The organism is Snodgrassella sp. CFCC 13594, assembly GCF_001590725.1.
In the GTDB taxonomy this organism is placed as follows: Bacteria; Pseudomonadota; Gammaproteobacteria; order Burkholderiales; family Neisseriaceae; genus Snodgrassella.
This window is the reverse complement of the sequence record NZ_LQXR01000001.1, coordinates 1-17,539: the sequence shown is the minus strand read 5'-3', so window position 1 is coordinate 17,539 and position 17,539 is coordinate 1. Positions and strand designations below refer to the sequence as shown.

The 17,539-nt window shown below is 50.0% G+C and carries 13 protein-coding genes and 3 pseudogenes; 8 read left to right on the top strand and 8 right to left on the bottom strand.

Going from position 1 to position 17,539, the window contains the following annotated elements:
• Positions 1-112 precede the first annotated feature (112 nt).
• The 8 genes and pseudogenes from A2F46_RS00085 to A2F46_RS00045 all read left to right on the top strand — a co-directional run bounded on the left by A2F46_RS00085 (position 113) and on the right by A2F46_RS00045 (position 11,209).
• Positions 113-1,486 (top strand): sodium:proton antiporter, encoded by a 1,374-nt coding sequence (locus A2F46_RS00085; RefSeq protein ID WP_066565842.1) that lies wholly within the window; start codon positions 113-115, stop codon positions 1,484-1,486.
• Between the two features lie 91 nt (positions 1,487-1,577).
• Positions 1,578-2,255 (top strand): annotated as a pseudogene (locus tag A2F46_RS00080) (16S rRNA pseudouridine(516) synthase); the annotation flags it as partial.
• A 173-nt stretch (positions 2,256-2,428) separates the two neighbouring features.
• Positions 2,429-3,046: a trimeric intracellular cation channel family protein gene (locus A2F46_RS00075; RefSeq protein ID WP_066565410.1), complete on the top strand. Its 618-nt coding sequence runs from the start codon at positions 2,429-2,431 to the stop codon at positions 3,044-3,046.
• Positions 3,047-3,465: 419 nt separating this feature from the next.
• Positions 3,466-4,356 carry a methylisocitrate lyase gene (gene prpB, locus A2F46_RS00070; RefSeq protein WP_066565405.1) on the top strand — a complete coding sequence of 297 codons (891 nt, stop codon included), beginning with the start codon at positions 3,466-3,468 and terminating at the stop codon, positions 4,354-4,356.
• 461 nt (positions 4,357-4,817) lie between these two features.
• Positions 4,818-5,991 (top strand): annotated as a pseudogene (gene prpC / locus A2F46_RS00065) (2-methylcitrate synthase).
• An 80-nt stretch (positions 5,992-6,071) separates the two neighbouring features.
• A pseudogene (gene acnD / locus A2F46_RS00060) lies at positions 6,072-8,692 on the top strand (Fe/S-dependent 2-methylisocitrate dehydratase AcnD).
• 131 nt (positions 8,693-8,823) lie between these two features.
• On the top strand, positions 8,824-9,774 hold the full coding sequence (locus A2F46_RS00055) for a ketopantoate reductase family protein (RefSeq protein ID WP_066565841.1): 951 nt from the start codon (positions 8,824-8,826) through the stop codon (positions 9,772-9,774).
• Between the two features lie 487 nt (positions 9,775-10,261).
• Entirely contained in the window at positions 10,262-11,209 is a 948-nt protein-coding gene (locus A2F46_RS00045) for a Tim44 domain-containing protein (RefSeq protein ID WP_066565400.1), read from the top strand.
• Here the strand turns inward: A2F46_RS00045 and A2F46_RS00040 are convergent.
• The 8 genes from A2F46_RS00040 to A2F46_RS00005 form a co-directional block, all read right to left on the bottom strand.
• Positions 11,206-11,388 (bottom strand): hypothetical protein, encoded by a 183-nt coding sequence (locus A2F46_RS00040; RefSeq protein WP_066565398.1) that lies wholly within the window; start codon positions 11,386-11,388, stop codon positions 11,206-11,208. The genes A2F46_RS00045 and A2F46_RS00040 overlap by 4 nt on opposite strands.
• A complete protein-coding gene (hfq, locus tag A2F46_RS00035; RefSeq protein ID WP_066565397.1) occupies positions 11,378-11,623 on the bottom strand; it encodes an RNA chaperone Hfq in 246 nt (81 codons plus the stop codon). The genes A2F46_RS00040 and hfq overlap by 11 nt, the downstream gene beginning before the upstream one ends.
• Before the next feature lie 94 nt (positions 11,624-11,717).
• Complete coding sequence (gene der / locus A2F46_RS00030) at positions 11,718-13,175, bottom strand: ribosome biogenesis GTPase Der (protein WP_066565395.1); 1,458 nt, start codon at positions 13,173-13,175, stop codon at positions 11,718-11,720.
• 116 nt (positions 13,176-13,291) lie between these two features.
• Positions 13,292-13,918, bottom strand: coding sequence for a tetratricopeptide repeat protein (locus A2F46_RS00025; RefSeq protein WP_066565394.1), 627 nt, complete (start codon positions 13,916-13,918; stop codon positions 13,292-13,294).
• Positions 13,918-15,210, bottom strand: a complete 1,293-nt coding sequence (gene hisS, locus A2F46_RS00020; protein WP_066565392.1) for a histidine--tRNA ligase — start codon at positions 15,208-15,210, stop codon at positions 13,918-13,920. Before hisS ends, A2F46_RS00025 begins: the two co-directional genes overlap by 1 nt.
• Positions 15,211-15,276: 66 nt before the next feature.
• Complete coding sequence (locus tag A2F46_RS00015) at positions 15,277-15,876, bottom strand: GNAT family N-acetyltransferase (RefSeq protein WP_231867651.1); 600 nt, start codon at positions 15,874-15,876, stop codon at positions 15,277-15,279.
• Complete coding sequence (gene ispG / locus A2F46_RS00010) at positions 15,873-17,147, bottom strand: flavodoxin-dependent (E)-4-hydroxy-3-methylbut-2-enyl-diphosphate synthase (protein ID WP_066565391.1); 1,275 nt, start codon at positions 17,145-17,147, stop codon at positions 15,873-15,875. The genes A2F46_RS00015 and ispG overlap by 4 nt, the downstream gene beginning before the upstream one ends.
• Position 17,148: 1 nt before the next feature.
• Positions 17,149-17,539: RodZ domain-containing protein (locus tag A2F46_RS00005; protein ID WP_156471513.1), on the bottom strand; the 391-nt coding region annotated here is incomplete at its 5' end.

The window sequence follows — 17,539 nt, the reverse complement described above, 5'->3', positions numbered from 1 at the left end:
TGGCCTTCAATTATTTGCGTCTCGCTTAGCTTGTCATATTAGGATTATTGTGTTGATTTCGTTTTCTACGCTCCTTTCAAAAATTCATCATCTGGCCATACTGAGCATTGGTATGGTGGCGCCATTACCACTTCAGGCCGCCACATTGAATGGTTCTGAATTGAGTCTATGGTGGGGATTGCCTTTTGCATTCATTTTGCTGTCCATTGCCTTATGCCCTCTATTGATGTCCTCAATTTGGCATCATCATTTTGGCAAAATAACCGCTGGGTGGACATTGCTGTTTTTATTGCCGTTTTCAATCCACTATGGATGGTCTGCCAGCATTCACACCGTGGTTCATGCACTACTGGCTGAATATGTACCCTTTATTTTGTTGCTATTGGCGCTTTACACCATTTCCGGCGGAATTGACATCCAGGGCCACTTCAAAGGCACGCCCGCTACCAACACTGCCATCATCGCCATGGGTACGCTACTGGCTTCTTTGATGGGCACCACTGGTGCCGCCATGCTGCTTATCCGGCCTTTACTCAAAGCCAATCAACACCGCCAACATCGTGTGCACGTGGTGGTATTTTTCATTTTTTTGGTCGCCAATATCGGAGGTGGACTCACACCACTAGGTGATCCGCCATTATTCTTGGGCTTTTTAAAAGGCGTTTCTTTCTTGTGGACAGTCGAACACATGCTGTTGCCGGTGCTGATTAGCAGCACCTTCCTGCTGGTGTTGTTTTATGGCATTGATCGCTACTTTGCAGCGCAAGAACAACCGCGCTCAGCAGCACCCGACCCAACCAAATTGAACATATGCATTAAAGGTAAACGCAATATTTTGTTGTTGCTGGGTGCAGTGGGCGCAGTCTTGCTTTCAGGGTTGTGGCAAAGTACAGTGCAATTCCACATTTTGGATAATCACATCGGTCTGCCAGCATTAACCCGAGATGTTTTGCTGTTGGCATTCACGCTGCTGTCTTTATGGATAACCCCATCGGCCATTCGCCAAAGCAATGCATTCAATTGGGCGCCCATACAGGAAGTAGGCAAATTATTTTTGGGTATTTTCATCACCATAAGTCCTGTAATCGCCATGCTACAAGCTGGCGAAAACGGTCATTTTCATGCTCTGATTGAATCAGTACACAACCCAGATGGCAGCCCCATCAACGCGTTGTACTTTTGGATGAGCGGCCTATTATCGGCTTTTTTGGACAACGCCCCCACTTATTTGGTGTTTTTCAATTTAGCAGGCGGCGATGCCAATATATTAATGGAAGAAATACCCCAAACTTTATTGGCCATTTCCATGGGCTCGGTATTTATGGGGGCACTGAGCTACATTGGTAACGCGCCCAATTTCATGGTGAAGTCCATCGCAGAACAGCAAGATGTTGCCATGCCCAGTTTTTTCGCCTATATGCTGTGGTCGTTTGGCCTGCTGGCACCCCTATTTTTGGTACACACCCTAATTTTCTTTATTTGGTAAAATCTTTTTATTTAACGTGCTCCAGGCAACCCTATCCGTTATTTATCCCTGATCTCAACGGCTGATTCCTGAGCAAACTATTTATTTTACGATGCAATTACTCAAATACCTGCAAGCCCAAGGCTTTGGCAGCCGCAAGCAATGCCAAACACTGATTGACCATGAGCGCGTTACCATCAATGGCTGCCTGAAAACACAAGCCAAAGAAGACATCGATGGCATGCACGTGCACAGCCTGATGATTGACGACCAACCGTTCACCCCTGTGCCCATGCCGTATTTCTACATCTGCTTACACAAACCGGCAGATTACGAAACCTCGCACAAACCCCAACAATACCCAAGCGTATTCAGCCTGTTTCCAGAGCCCATGCGGCATATTGACATGCAAGCCGTAGGCCGTTTAGATGCCGATACCACAGGCGTGCTCATCATCACCAATGATGGCCAATTTAATCACCGCACCACCGCACCCAAGCACAAATTGGCCAAAATCTACCGCGTAAGCCTCAAACATCCAGCGGATGAATCTTTTTGCAATACCCTAAAGCGCGGTGTATTGCTGCATGATGACCATGAAACCGTTCAGGCAGCCGAGGCCGAATTAAGCGATGCGCATACTTTGATGTTAACCATCACCACAGGCAAATACCACCAAGTTAAACGCATGGTGGCGGCCGCAGGAAACCGCGTAGAGGCATTACACCGCACCCAGTTTGGATCATGGTCAGCTGAAGACATGGCACCCGGCGAATGGCGATTTTTCAGCCCAATGCAACCGCAAACGATACGGCACTCAGTGATGAATCCTGCGGCGAAACAGATTGATTTCTCGCTAGATATATACGTCGTACACAACCAATTTAACCTACGATTAACACACCCCATTGATTCCATTATCAATTACCCCCCATATTAACAACCTAATCTCGATGGCACTTCATGACCAGTACTGACATCATCAGCATCATCGGCACCGCTGCTTTCGCCATTTCTGGCTATCTGGTGGGCTTTCGCAAGCGCTTGGATATACTCGGCGTGGTCATCGTCGCCCTGCTTACTGCCGTGGGCGGCGGAATGATTCGTGATGTACTGGTGGGGCACATCCCGCGCGTATTTCGCGAAAACACGGCGCTGATTGTGATTTTTGTCACACTTTTCCTATCCTGGCTGTTTAATTTGCAACATCAACATCGCCGCGCTTTAGCCACTTGGTTTATCGTAGCCGATGCTATTGGCTTAGCCGCATTCAGCATTACGGGCGCACAAGTGGGTCTGGCTTTAAACCTGAATTTATTTGGGGTCATTACTTTAGGCTTTGTGACAGCAGTGGGTGGCGGCATCGTGCGTGACATGCTGGTCAATGATGTGCCGATTATTTTGCGGCGAGATGTGTACGGCAGTATTGCTATTTTAATGAGTGCTTTATTGTATGGTTTGACACTGCTCAACTGGGTCAATGCCTACAGCATCAATATTTTATTTGCGGCAGGCTTATTGTGCCGCTTGTGGGTGCACCGCTATGGCATTGGCCTGCCCGGTTTCCAGCAAAAATATTGATTTACGTAATTTAATAATTATTAATAAACCTTCACGATAAAACCGTGTCTTTACTACACTTGTTTCCTCCAAAAGCAAGTGATGTAGTGAGTAAGACGTTTTCCCCGTAATGTGTTTACCATCTATGCCTTTCCCCTTGGTATAGATGGTTTTTTTTGTTTCTCATTCTGGAGAATCAAACTCAAGCCATAGCCACATTCTGGTTATTGTTTGATTTCAATCATTCGCCCATCTTTTATGTGCTTGATGACCCACACAGAATCATGCACCGCAACATCCAGAATTTGTTTTATTTTCGCGATAGTTTCACTGCAAAATTTGATTGACAGTTTTCGAGACTCTGCTCTACATTTCGCCAAGCAGGATGCCTGAAAAGCACCGCGAAATACCCATAAGAACAATATGTAATGGAGAAATAGATGAACCAACCTTCTGCAGGCTGGCGCTTCCGCCAAGCCGTCCAATCGGAACACCCACTTGCTGTCGTTGGCTGTGTGAATGCCTATTTTGCCCGTTTGGCCACCGCCAGCGGCTTCAAAGCCATTTACTTGTCGGGCGGCGGCGTGGCAGCATGCTCTTGTGCTTTGCCAGATTTAGGCATCACCACTTTGGAAGATGTATTGATCGACGCCCGCCGCATTACAGATGCTGTCGACACCCCATTATTGGTGGATATCGACACGGGTTTTGGTGGCGCGTTCAATATCGCCCGCACCATTAAAGCCATGGAAAAGGCGGGTGTAGCTGCAGTGCACATCGAAGATCAAGTGGCGCAAAAGCGCTGCGGTCATCGCCCCAATAAAGAAATTGTGTCTCAAACTGAAATGGTTGACCGCATCCGCGCGGCAGTCGATGCACGCACAGACGATCAATTTGTCATCATGGCCAGAACAGATGCACTACAAAAAGAAGGCTTGCATGCCGCCATTGACCGCTCATTAGCCTGTGTTGAAGCTGGTGCAGACATGATTTTCCCAGAAGCCATGACCGATTTGGATCAATACCGTCAGTTTGTTGACGCGGTTAAGGTGCCGGTTTTGGCCAACATCACTGAATTTGGTGCCACACCACTCTACACACAATCACAACTGGCTGAGGTGGGTGTGGATTTGGTGCTTTATCCCTTGTCCACATTCCGCGCCGCCAGCAAGGCTGCATTGAATGTGTATCAACACATCAAAAACGATGGCACACAAGAAAACGTTCTGGATACCATGCAATCGCGCATGGAACTGTATGATTTCTTGGGCTATCACGATTATGAGCAAAAATTGGATGCGCTTTTTCAAGAGCCACACTCCAGCCGCTGACCCTCGTCGCAATCAGACGCTGAAACGATTTGTGCGATTTTGCCATCCAAATGAATAGATGGGCAATTGGTGCCCATCGCCAAACCCGGGCGTGTTTACTGGATGCGTGTGATCATGGTACCAAGGTAGATTAAATCAAAGCGGGTGTTGTGCTCTTTAAGGGCTAGCCGTTGAAAAATTGAATTATCCCCAACGGCAACTGCATCCATAAAACCTTATTGCATAAGGCCATGCAGTCGATATAACGTGACCAAGACTCATCACAATGCGCAAATCAGGGGATGGCTTATGGCCAGCTGCTTGGTCATGGAAATGCCAACCCACGCCAAGCGTTAACGGTTTTTGGCGCATTCCAGCGCATCGTCATCGCAATCGGGAAGCGACACCAAGCATTCAGGCAGCCCCATAGCCAGCAGCCATACAGCAATGCCCATAACAATACAAAATACAGGAGAAATAGCATGACCTCAGCCCCAATCACTGAAGCCGTAGAAAGCATCACTGCGGTACCCAAACCCAAAAAATCCGTGGCGCTCTCTGGCGTAGCGGCAGGCAATACCGCTTTGTGCACCGTAGGCAAACACGGTAATGATTTAAGCTATCGCGGCTATGACATCATCGATTTAGCCAAAAATTGTGATTTTGAAGAAGTGGCCCATCTATTGGTGCATGGTTATTTACCCAACCGCCACCAGTTGGCCGCCTACAAAACCAAACTACAAGCCATGCGATACTTGCCGGCCAATGTCTTAGCCATTTTGGAAAATATTCCCGCTCAGGCGCACCCCATGGACGTCATGCGCACAGGGGTATCTGCATTGGGCTGCACCCTGCCCGAGCGCGAAAGCCAGCCCATCAGTGAGGCGCGGGATTTAGCCGATAAATTGATGGCCTCTTTGGGCAGTATGCTTCTGTATTGGTATCACTACAGCCACAATGGCAAAATCATCAGCCTAGAAAGTGAAGAAGACAGCATCGGCGGCCATTTCCTACACCTTTTACATGGCAAACGCCAGATGCCGAGCAAGTTCGCGCCATGCACACATCGCTAATTCTTTATGCAGAACACGAATTTAATGCATCTACCTTCACTTCGCGTGTCATCACTGGCACAGGCTCCGATTTATATTCCGCCATTGCTGGCGCCATTGGTGCATTGAAAGGCCCCAAACATGGCGGTGCCAACGAAGTGGCTTTCGACATCCAAAGCCGCTATCGCAACGCCGATGAGGCCGAAGCAGATATCTTGGTCCGATTGGCCAAAAAAGAAGTCATCATCGGGTTTGGTCATCCGGTTTACACCGTTTCCGACCCGCGCAATGTGGTGATTAAGGATGTGGCGCGTACCTTGTCGATGGAAAGTGGCGATATGACGTTATTCGACATTGCCGCACGCCTAGAAACCGTGATGGGGCAACAGAAAAAAATGTTTCCCAATTTAGATTGGTTCTCTGCTGTGTCCTACCACAAAATGGGCGTACCCACCGATATGTTCACACCCTTGTTTGTGATGGCGCGTACCAGTGGCTGGTCAGCCATGTATTGGAACAACGCCAAGATGGCAAAATTATCCGCCCATCGGCACATTACACTGGCCCAGATGAGCAAAAATTTGTGCCCATCGATGAGCGTTAATGCCACACAAGCTGCCTGAAAGGATTTTCAGGCAGCCGCACCCTGATCCAAACCCATAAGAAGAATACGGAATACACCTCATGACCAGCCCCTACCGCAAGCCCTTAGCGCATACCCCTTATTATTATTACGATGCCCGCGCGGCTGTTGATGCAATCAGCCCCAATGCCTATGCACAGCTGCCCTACACTTCCCGCATCTTGGCAGAAAATTTGATTAACCGCGCCGACGACAAACACATCGACGCCGCTACCTTAACCCTTTGGCTGAAGCAACTCATTGACCGCAAGCAAGAAGTCGATTTCCCCTGGTATCCGGCGCGCGTGGTCTGCCACGACATTTTGGGGCAGACGGCATTGGTGGACTTGGCTGGACTGCGCGATGCCATCGCCGACAAAGGTGGAGACCCCAGCAAGGTAAACCCAGTGGTGCAAACCCAGCTCATTGTGGATCACTCGTTGGCCGTGGAGTGCGGTGGCGATGATCCGGCGGCATTTGACAAAAATCGTGCCATTGAAGATCGGCGCAATGAAGACCGTTTCCATTTCATTAACTGGACCAAAACGGCATTTGAAAACGTGGACGTGATTCCTGCCGGCAATGGCATCATGCACCAAATCAATTTGGAAAAAATGTCCCCGGTGGTGCAGTTGCGTACCGAAACCGATGGTAGCCAAACGGCTTTTCCCGATACGTGTGTGGGTACCGATAGCCACACCCCACATGTCGATGCCTTGGGCGTGATTTCAGTGGGTGTCGGCGGCTTAGAAGCAGAAACAGTCATGCTGGGCCGCGCTTCCATGATGCGGCTACCTGATATTGTTGGCGTGGCGCTAACGGGCAAACGACAAAGCGGCATCACCGCCACCGATGTGGTGCTGGCACTCACTGAATTTTTGCGCCAACAACGCGTTGTGGGTGCTTATGTCGAATTTTTCGGAGACGGTGCCGCAAGCCTCACCATCGGCGACCGCGCCACCATTGCCAACATGACCCCAGAATATGGCGCAACTGCAGCGTTGTTTTACATCGACCAACAAACCATCGATTATTTAACACTCACAGGCCGCGATGACGCACAAGTAAAATTGGTGGCCACTTATGCCAAAGCGGCCGGCTTATGGGCAGATGAGCTCCAACAGGCAAAATACCCGCGACTGCTGCACTTTGATTTATCCAGTGTTACCCGCAGCATGGCTGGGCCATCCAATCCTCATGCCCGCGTGGCCACTGCCGATTTGACCACAAAAGGTATTGCAGCGCCTTATACCGAGCCCACCAACGGCTGATGCCCGATGGAGCTGTCATCATTTCGGCCATTACCTCGTGCACCAATACCAGCAATCCACGCAATGTGGTGGCTGCCGCGCTGTTGGCGCGCAACGCCAACCGCTTGGGATTGACGCGTAAACCTTGGGTTAAATCCTCTTTCGCACCGGGATCCAAAGTAGCTGAACTCTATTTACGCGAATCTGGCTTGTTGCCTGAAATGGAAAAATTGGGCTTTGGCATTGTGGGATTTGCCTGTACCACCTGCAATGGCATGTCTGGCGCATTGGATCCGGTCATCCAACAACAAATCATCGACCGCGATCTCTACACCACCGCCGTCCTTTCAGGCAACCGCAATTTTGATGGGCGCATCCACCCCTATGCCAAACAGGCTTTTCTGGCATCGCCACCATTGGTCGTGGCCTATGCCTTAGCTGGCAGCATTCGCTTCGATATTGAAAACGATGTTTTGGGCGTGGTGGATGGGCGCGAAATTCGCCTTAAAGACATCTGGCCCAGCGACGCTGAAATCGATGATGTGGTTACCCACTATGTCCAACCCGAGCAATTCCGCCGCGTATATGTGCCCATGTTTGATCACGGTGCAGCTTCAAAGGCCGACAGTCCTTTATATGCTTGGCGCACCCAATCAACCTACATCCGCCGCCCACCTTATTGGGAAGGCGCATTGGCTGGAGAACGGCATCTTCTCGGCATGCGCCCTTTGGCGATTTTGCCCGACAACATCACCACTGACCACCTCTCTCCATCCAATGCCATCTTACCCAGCAGCGCGGCCGGTGAATATTTAGCCAAGATGGGGCTGCCTGAAGAAGATTTTAATTCCTACGCTACCCATCGCGGTGACCATTTAACGGCTCAGCGTGCCACACTGGCGAATCCCAAACTATTCAATGAAATGGTCAAAAATGACGATGGCACTACCAGACAAGGCTCATGGGCACGCGTGGAACCAGAAGGCCAAGTGATGCGCATGTGGGAAGCCATCGAAACCTACATGAATCGACGCCAGCCATTAATCATCATCGCGGGTGCCGATTATGGCCAAGGCTCCAGCCGCGACTGGGCAGCAAAAGGGGTACGCCTAGCAGGAGTGGAAGCCATTGTGGCCGAGGGTTTTGAGCGCATTCATCGTACTAACCTCATCGGCATGGGCGTACTGCCGCTGCAATTCACACCTGGTGTCACCCGCCAGACCTTGGCACTAAACGGCACCGAAACATATGATGTCATCGGTGATCGCATACCGCGCACCGAGATCACATTGGTCATTCACCGCGCGGATGGGGAGACCGTACATGTGCCCGTCATCTGTCGTTTGGATACGGCAGAAGAAATGAGTATTTATGAAGCAGGCGGGGTACTACAGCGTTTTGCCCAAGATTTTCTCGCCAGCCATGCAGCTTAATGCAAACGCAATATCCAAGTTAGCGGCGGTATCAATTTCAGGTGGCGGCTTGGGGCTGCCTGAAACGCAAATTTTGCCATTTTTACCTTACTGGACTAAGCTTTCGATTTATTTATTTTGCAATAATGGCCATGTTAAACACCATTCAGCACGTCTACATCATCGGCTTAGGCGCCATAGGCGCCTTGTATGCCGCGAAACTGCACGATTATCGGCCTGAAAGCGTACATATTTTGGCGGATGAGGCCCGCTGCCACCGCTATCGCGCCCAAGGCTTTTGGGTCAACGATGCACGTTACGATTTCGATTATGTCACCCCACAAGAAGCCCTTACGGGCCCCAAAGCCGATGTAATTTTGGTATGCGTTAAGGCAAGCCAACTTCTAGCAGCTGCCCAACTTTGCCGCGGCGTCTTGGCCCAACATACGCGCATTCTTTCCCTACTCAATGGCATCTCCAGCGAAGTCATACTGGGCGAAGCATTGGGTGCTGAACACCTGCTTTTGGCTTATGGGGTGCAAATGGATGCGCTGCGCGAAGGCCATGCTGTGCATTACAGCCAACCTGGTTTTTTGGTGTTTGGTGAGTCAAACAATCATCACATCAGTCCGGATGTAGCACGTATACAAAGTTGGCTCAGCGCCGCTCAAATACCCCATCAAACCCCAACCGATATGCGCCGTGCGCAATGGCATAAATTCATGCTGAATGTGGCAGTGAACCAAGTGAGCGCAGTCCTGCGGCTGTCTTATGGGCAAATCAAACACAATCTGCCCGCACAGCGGTTAATGCATGATGCCGCTCAAGAAGTCCTGGCCATTTCAAAACACTTGAACATTGGTTTAACTGAAGCAGATGTAGACACCATTTTGCAACCAGTGATGGTGTTGTCTGACAATGGCTACACCTCCATGGCGCAAGACGTATTGGCCAAACGCCCAACAGAAATCGCCATTTTTGGTGAAACTGTGTGCCACCTGGGCCAGCAATATGGGGTACCTACTCCCATCAACGCAGTGCTCACCACACAAATTCATGCACTAGAGCAAAGCTTTCAGGCAGCCCGATCGTTGCCTGAATAGGCTAATGCCTTTGTATTGCACGGGTCCAATTCATTGAGCTCCCCTCTATTTCCGATCAAGAGCCTTATGGCCATCTGGTTTAGCCTAACACCGGGCTTTGAAGCCAGAAGCCGGTGATTCACTGCTCGAGCCGTAGCCAATCCACCTAACTCAAATACATCCTTGCTTTGGTATTGATGGGTGTCAGACACCTGACCAAGCTCTGCCCCATTACCCTGCTCACTATTCTCGCAGCTCAAAATCGCCATGATTATCTGTAGCAAGCCATAAATGCCTAACAAACCAAAGAGACTGCTGGCCATTCATTTTTACTCGGCGCCATGTGGTTCTTCTGGCTTGGGTGATACATCAAGCAAGCCACCGCGAATAAGGCCCGATGCCCACTCATAAACTCATGGTTAGGTTAAATGTCTGCAAAAACACTTGAAATTTGACATTTTTACGCTATGTTATGCACTCTAATCCGATCCACTCTGGAATACCTTTTATGCAGATGAATAAACGCGGCGCCATCGTGACCGCTGTAATGTTGAGCTTGATGTTGGCACCGTTGGCCGAGGCCAAGCGCATGGGTGGCGGTAAAAGCCGCGGCATGAACCGAGCCATCCCTAGCCAAACTTATCAGCAACCCAATAATCAATACCGTAACCAACCTCAAGCGCAACCGCAAGCCCAGCAAAAAAGCGGCAGCAATGTGGGGCGCATGGTGGGTGCGGGTGTCGCCGGTGCTGCCATCGGTGCCATGGCTGGACACGCCATGGCCAATAACAATGAGGCTACGGCAGCGTCACAAGCAGGCGCAGCAGAGAAAAAAGGAGGCATTAATTGGGTATGGCTGATTCTACTGGCATTGGGCGGTTTTTATTTCTACCGTCGTTTTGCCGCCAAAAAGGCACAACAGCAAACACCTTCTGCTGGTTTTAACGGCACGACCACCAAGAAAACCGATTTCACCCAAACCGCTTCAGCAAATCCCGTATCGGCACCAGCGTTGAATACCCAGAGCAGCAACACCAATGTTTTTGGTGAGCAATTGGGCCAAACCCAAGCACCGCTTTCTGGCAGTGCCAACTTGATTGATGGCAGCTCAACGGAAGCATTTCTGCGTTTTGCCCGACAACGTTTTAACCACGTACAAGCAATGAATAGCGCCAGCAATATTGAAGAAATCCGCCGCTATTTCACGCCCGCCATGTTTGCCGATATCCAACAAGACATTCGCACCAATGACGATGTAGCCGAATTCAGCCAACTAACCGCAACGGTGGTCGGCCAAGCACAGGAAAGCGGTGAAGATATTGTGAGCGTACGCTTTTCTGGCCAAGTAAGCGAACAACTGGGCAGTGCACCCATGCCATTTAGTGAAGTGTGGCATTTTAGCAAGCTTTCAGGCAGCCACAGCGACTGGTTAATTGCAGGGATACAGCAGGATTAATTTACGGTCATGTTTTGCCGCGAAAATACCCCATCATTGGGGTATTTTTTGCAGGTGCATCTTGACGCAATCATGGCTACCAACCATGACAAGCCACGCATCAGCGGCAAAGCGGCCACAAAAAAGCCCGCCAAATGAGCGGGCTGTAAAACCAAAGCTGAAAATGTTTTATTCAGCATCGGCCTTTTGTTCGTGTTGCAGACTAACGGCACGAGCAGGAACAATGGTAGAAATGGCGTGTTTGTACACCATTTGCGTTACAGAGGTATTGCGTAACAGCACCACATATTGATCAAAAGACTCTACTTGACCTTGTAATTTGATGCCGTTGACTAAATAAATGGACACAGGTACATGCTCTTTGCGTAGTGCGTTCAGAAAAGGATCTTGTAACATTTGTCCTTTAGCGGTCATTTGCATACTCCGTTCTTTCTTATCTTAATGATTCGTGCGAGGGTGTCAGGATTGACAATTCGTCTAAAATGTTAACAGTAACAATCCTAACACATTAGCGTGCGTTTGTTTTCTTCGCGCTCACTTTATTCTTGCGTTTTACCTGCTTTTTCGCTTCTTTATGCTCTTCACGTTTGGCAATGCGGTTGCTCAGCTTCACCCGCCGCAATGGTTGTTTGGGCTTGGCTTCCGTTTCTTCATAAGGATTGCTGCCCACGTTGTATTGAATGCGCAAAGGCGTACCTTGCAAATGAAATGCTTTGCGAAATGTTTGCGTTAAGTAGCGCGTATACGCAGGAGAAATGTGCTGCAATGCATTGCCATGAATCACAATGACGGGCGGATTCATGCCACCTTGGTGCGCATAGCGCATTTTTGGACGGATTAAACCTGCCCGAGCTGGCTGCTGCCGTTCGACCGCACTTTGCAATACCCGTGTGATTTTCGGCGTGGGCATTTTAATCATGGCGGCATCATAGGCTGCCTGAATCGAGTCAAACAGTCCATCTATGCCTTTCTCTTTCAAGGCTGAGATGAAATGAAATTTGGCAAATTCTAAGAAATACAATTTGCGATTGATGTCGCGTTTGAGCTGCTCTTTGCGCTCATCGCTCAGACCATCCCACTTATTCACCGCCACCACCAAAGCACGCCCTGCCTCCAAAGCAAAGCCGGCAATGGTGGCATCTTGATCGGCAATGTCTTGCTGCGCATCCAGCACCAACACAGCCACATTCGCCGCCTCAATGGCTTGCATGGCTTTAATCACGGAGAATTTTTCAATTGCCTCATCCACTTTTCCGCGCCGGCGCACGCCTGCAGTATCAATGATGGTAAACGGCTTGCCACCACGCTCAAAATCAATATGAATGGAATCACGGGTGGTACCGGCCATATCAAATGCAATCACTCGCTCTTCACCCAGAATGGCATTCACCAAAGTCGATTTACCCACATTGGGCCGACCAATGATGGCGAATACAGGGTGGCGGGCCGATTGCCCTTCCTCTTCCTCAACTTCAGGAAACTCTGCCAATACGGTTTCAATCAGATCATATACGCCATCACCATGCGCACCCGAAATCACTTGAGGCTCACCCAAACCCAATTCAAAGAATTCAGCCGCCAATACCGCACGATTGGCCCCTTCTCCTTTATTGACTGCCAAAATGACCGGGCGTGGGCTTTGACGCAGGCGATTGGCAATGATTTGATCTTGTGGCGTGAGCCCATTGCGACCGTCCACCAAAAATACCACGGCATCAGCTTCATCCACTGCCTGCAAAGTGTGCTTGGCCATTTCATACAAAATACCACTGTCCACCACAGGTTCAAAACCGCCGGTATCCACCACCAAATAAGGTTTACTGCCCAAACGGCCGTGACCATAGTGACGATCACGGGTAAGGCCAGGCACATCCGCCACCAAAGCATCTTTGCTGCGCGTTAAACGGTTAAACAAGGTTGACTTGCCCACATTGGGGCGGCCCACCAAAGCAATCGTCGGTTTCATAACTTTCTTTCAGGCAGCCGCAAAGCCACCAATAAAAACACCAATGGCTTGCCTGTGATCACACACCACACGCAAGCCGAATCAAATACCGACCAAACAAAGCCGGGGAATCATGTTTAGCGCAATGAATCTGCTTTCATCTGCACCACTTGTCGCTGTGGTGCTTCTTTGGGCAATAATTTTAATGTGCCATCATAGGCGGCCACTGCTTCTTTATTTTTTTGCTGCGCCACCAAAATATCACCGCGCGTTTCCAGTAATGTTGGTTTAAATGGATCGGCCACTTTAACATCCAGTGCCGCCAGTGCTTGGTCGTATTTTTGCTGCTGCAAATACACTACCGCCAAACGCTGCGCCACCAACGCTTGTATAAAATCACTTTTTTGCTTATTGCCCACCCATTGTAAATGCTTGATGGCGTCATCGTATTTGCCTTGATCAAAAGCCACGCCTGCCATCATTAATGTTGCCTGAGCAGCAGGGATGGTTTTGGGGTAATCCTGCTGCAATTGCAACAACGCTTTTTTGGCCCCTGCATCATTATTGGCTTGGTATTGCGTCGCAAACGTTTCAAAAACCCCCGCCGCTTTTTCGCCATTTCCTCGTTCATGGCTTTGGTACAACACATAAGCCAAATAAGCCAATGCCGCTACCAACAATAAGGCAAACACCCATTTACCCCAACGCTGCCAAAAATACTTGAAATTGGCAATTTCTTGTTCGTCTTGCAAATGCACAGCCATTATTTTTTCCATTCCTGCAATAAGGTGATTACGTCGGTGGCGGCAACGGTTTGTTGTCCGTGCTCGCCCTGCATATCTTTCAGTGTCACCGTGCCATTGGCCACTTCATCTTGTGCCACAATCAGTGCAAAGCGGGCGCCACTGGCATCGGCTTTTTTCATTTGTGCCTTCAAACTCTGGCCGCCGCAGTGCATATACACATCAATACCGGCATGGCGCAGCTGTTCTGCCACGGTCAGCACCGCCAACACACTGCCCTCACCTTGATGCATGGCATAAACATCCGGAGCCCCATCTGCTTTCAGGCAACCATACTCCTGTACCAACAACAATAGCCGTTCCACGCCCATGGCAAAACCGATGGCAGGAGTGGGCTTCCCGCCCAATTCCTCAATCAAGCCATTATAACGGCCCCCGCCACATACCGTCGATTGCGCCCCTAATTTATCAGTGGTCCATTCAAACACGGTTAAATTATAATAATCCAAACCGCGCACCAAGCGAGGGTTTTCCACATAAGCAATGCCCAAACCATCCAACATGGTTTTCAATGATTGGTAGTGCGCCCGCGACTCGGCGCCCAAGAAATCCACCAAGCGCGGCGCCGCATTGGCCATCACCTGCAAAGTCGGATTTTTGGTGTCGAGCACACGCAACGGGTTGGTGTGCAAGCGGCGTAGACTGTCTTCATCCAAAAGGGCTTCATGCTGCTGCAAATAAGCCACCAGCGCCTCTCGATGAGCGGAGCGCTCAGCCATATTGCCCAAGCTATTGAGTTCCAGTGTCAGGTGCTGCCGTATACCCAACTCATTCCACAGGTCGGCACACATGGTAATCATTTCGGCATCAATATCAGGGCCATCAAACCCCAATGCCTCGACACCCACTTGGTGAAACTGGCGGTAACGACCCTTCTGCGGGCGTTCACGCCGGAACATCGGGCCGCTGTACCACAACTTCTGCGGATTATTGTAGAGTAAATTATGCTCCACCACCGCACGCAAGCACGACGCTGTACCTTCGGGGCGCAAACTCAAATTCAACTTATCATTAGAATCGGCAAAGGTATACATTTCCTTGCCCACCACATCGGTTTCTTCACCAATGGAACGCACAAATAAACCCGTTTGTTCCACAATCGGCGTGCGAATTTGCTGGTAACCAAAGCGCCGAGTCCACGCTGCAATGGTATTTTCAAATGCTTGCCAGAAGGCAGAAGTCAGCTTGAAATCTTTTTGTGCCACTGGCAGTAAATCATTCATGCCTTTTACGGCTTGGATTTTTTGTCCCATTTTTAGGTATTTCTTTATTTTGTCATTCAATCAACTGGCCTGACGCTATTCAGGCAGCCTGTATTTTCATCGCCGGTTTGGCAAAAAACCAGCCAATAAGCGTTCTTGAGCAACCGGCCACTCTGCGCGTGTCATGCTGTACATCACCGTATCACGAACAGTGCCATCACGGCGCAATGCATGCCCACGTATCGTGCCATCATAATGTGCACCCAAGCGCACAATCGCTGCTTGTGAGCGAACATTCAATCCATCGGTACGCCAGCCCACAGTCAAGGCGCCTAATGTTTCAAAGGCATGCCGCAACAACATCCATTTACAAACGGAATTCAAGCCGGTGCGCCAGTGACTTTGCCGATACCACGTGTAGCCAATTTCCAAACGTTTTACCGCAGGTAATATATCGTGATAACTCGTTGAGCCCAAAATTTGCCCTGATGCCTCTTCAATCACGACCCATGCTTGGCGATCTGGTGTCTTTTGGGCTTGTTGAATATAAGCCAATTCTTGACCAGGCTCGGGCACTGAGGTCACCACAAGCTGCCACAATGCACCATCCTGCGCCGCTGCCGCCAACCCATCGGCATGTTCTGCTTGCAATGGATGTAAGCAGATACCATGCGCCGACAGAACCACTGGAGGCACCCACAATAAAGCGTCACTCACCCCTTGGCATTCTGAATCGGGATAATTTTGGCTGGTGCTCTTTTTTTACCACCTTGGCCATAATTTTCATGCACATAGCTTTCTACAATCTGCAAAAACTCCGCCGCCATGTTGTCGCCTTTCAGCGTCACTTGACGCTCTCCATCTACATAGACTGGGGCTACCGGTGTTTCCCCTGTACCCGGAAGAGAAATGCCAATATCGGCCAATTTACTTTCGCCCGGCCCATTGACCACACACCCCATCACGGCCACATTCAAACGCTCCACACCAGGGTACTGCAGTCGCCATATCGACATTTTTTCGCGTAAATACACTTGAATATCACGTGCCAATTCCTGAAACACAGTACTGGTGGTGCGCCCGCAGCCGGGACAAGCGGTAACTAACGGTGTAAACGAACGCAAACCCATGGTCTGTAATATTTCTTGCGCCACCACCACTTCTTGCGTACGGGCACTGCCTGGTTCTGGCGTCAGCGAAATACGAATGGTGTCACCGATACCCTCTTGCAACAACACCGCCAATGCCGCCGTTGAGGCCACGATTCCTTTACTGCCCATGCCCGCTTCAGTTAAGCCCAAATGCAAAGGATAGGCGCAACGCTGCGATAATGCGCGGTAGACCTCAATCAAATCCTGCACATGCGATACTTTGCACGATAAAATAATTTTATTTTCAGGCAGCCCCAAATCCACCGCTTTTTGCGCCGATTGCAATGCTGACACAATTAAAGCTTCCTTCATCACCGCATCTGCGGGTTTGGGTTCAGACAATGCCAAATTAGCATCCATCATGCGCTTGGCCAGCGCTTGGTCGAGTGAGCCCCAATTCACACCAATGCGTACTGCTTTGTCATATTCAGCAGCAGTGCGGATCATATAAGCGAATTTCTCATCGCCTTTCACACCCTTGCCCACATTACCTGGGTTGATGCGGTATTTGGACAATGCGCGTGCGCAATCTGGATAATCTTTGAGCAAGCGCTCACCATTGAAATGGAAATCACCTACGAGCGGCGCATGACAGCCCATATCATCCAAGCGGTTGCGGATTTCCGCCACTTTACTTGCCGCATCTGGGCTATTAACGGTGATGCGCACCATCTCAGAGCCGGTGTCTGCCAATGCCTTAACTTGCTCAGCCGTGGCCACCGCATCTGCTGTGTCCGTATTGGTCATAGACTGCACCACCACCGGCGCATCAGAACCTACAATCACGTGATCAATGTGTACCTGATGCGTGGGACGACGCCCAACAACATGTGTCATATTAATTACCACCCACCGTCAGCGAAGCGGTTGTTTTTTTGGATTGGGGAATGGCCACATCTTGGCCCGCAAACTGAATGCGTGCACCCAATGCATAGCCTAATACCACTTTGTAGGGAGCGCTGCCACTGAATTGTTTCACCGCACCCGCCGGTACCACTTCACTGATCAAAACTTTTCCCTGCGCGTCGGTGACGCTCATCCATGTGCGATTTTGCACGGTAACCACCAAATTTTCTGCACCATTACTGGCTGGAGTGCTCGTCACAGGAGCGCTAGCCACAGCCGATCCACTGCTGGTCTCACTCATGGGAACCACTTTCACATTACTGGCCGCTAAGCTGGCGGCACTGCTGCCTTGTGCCGCAACTTCTTGGCTGGCTGTAGCAGTC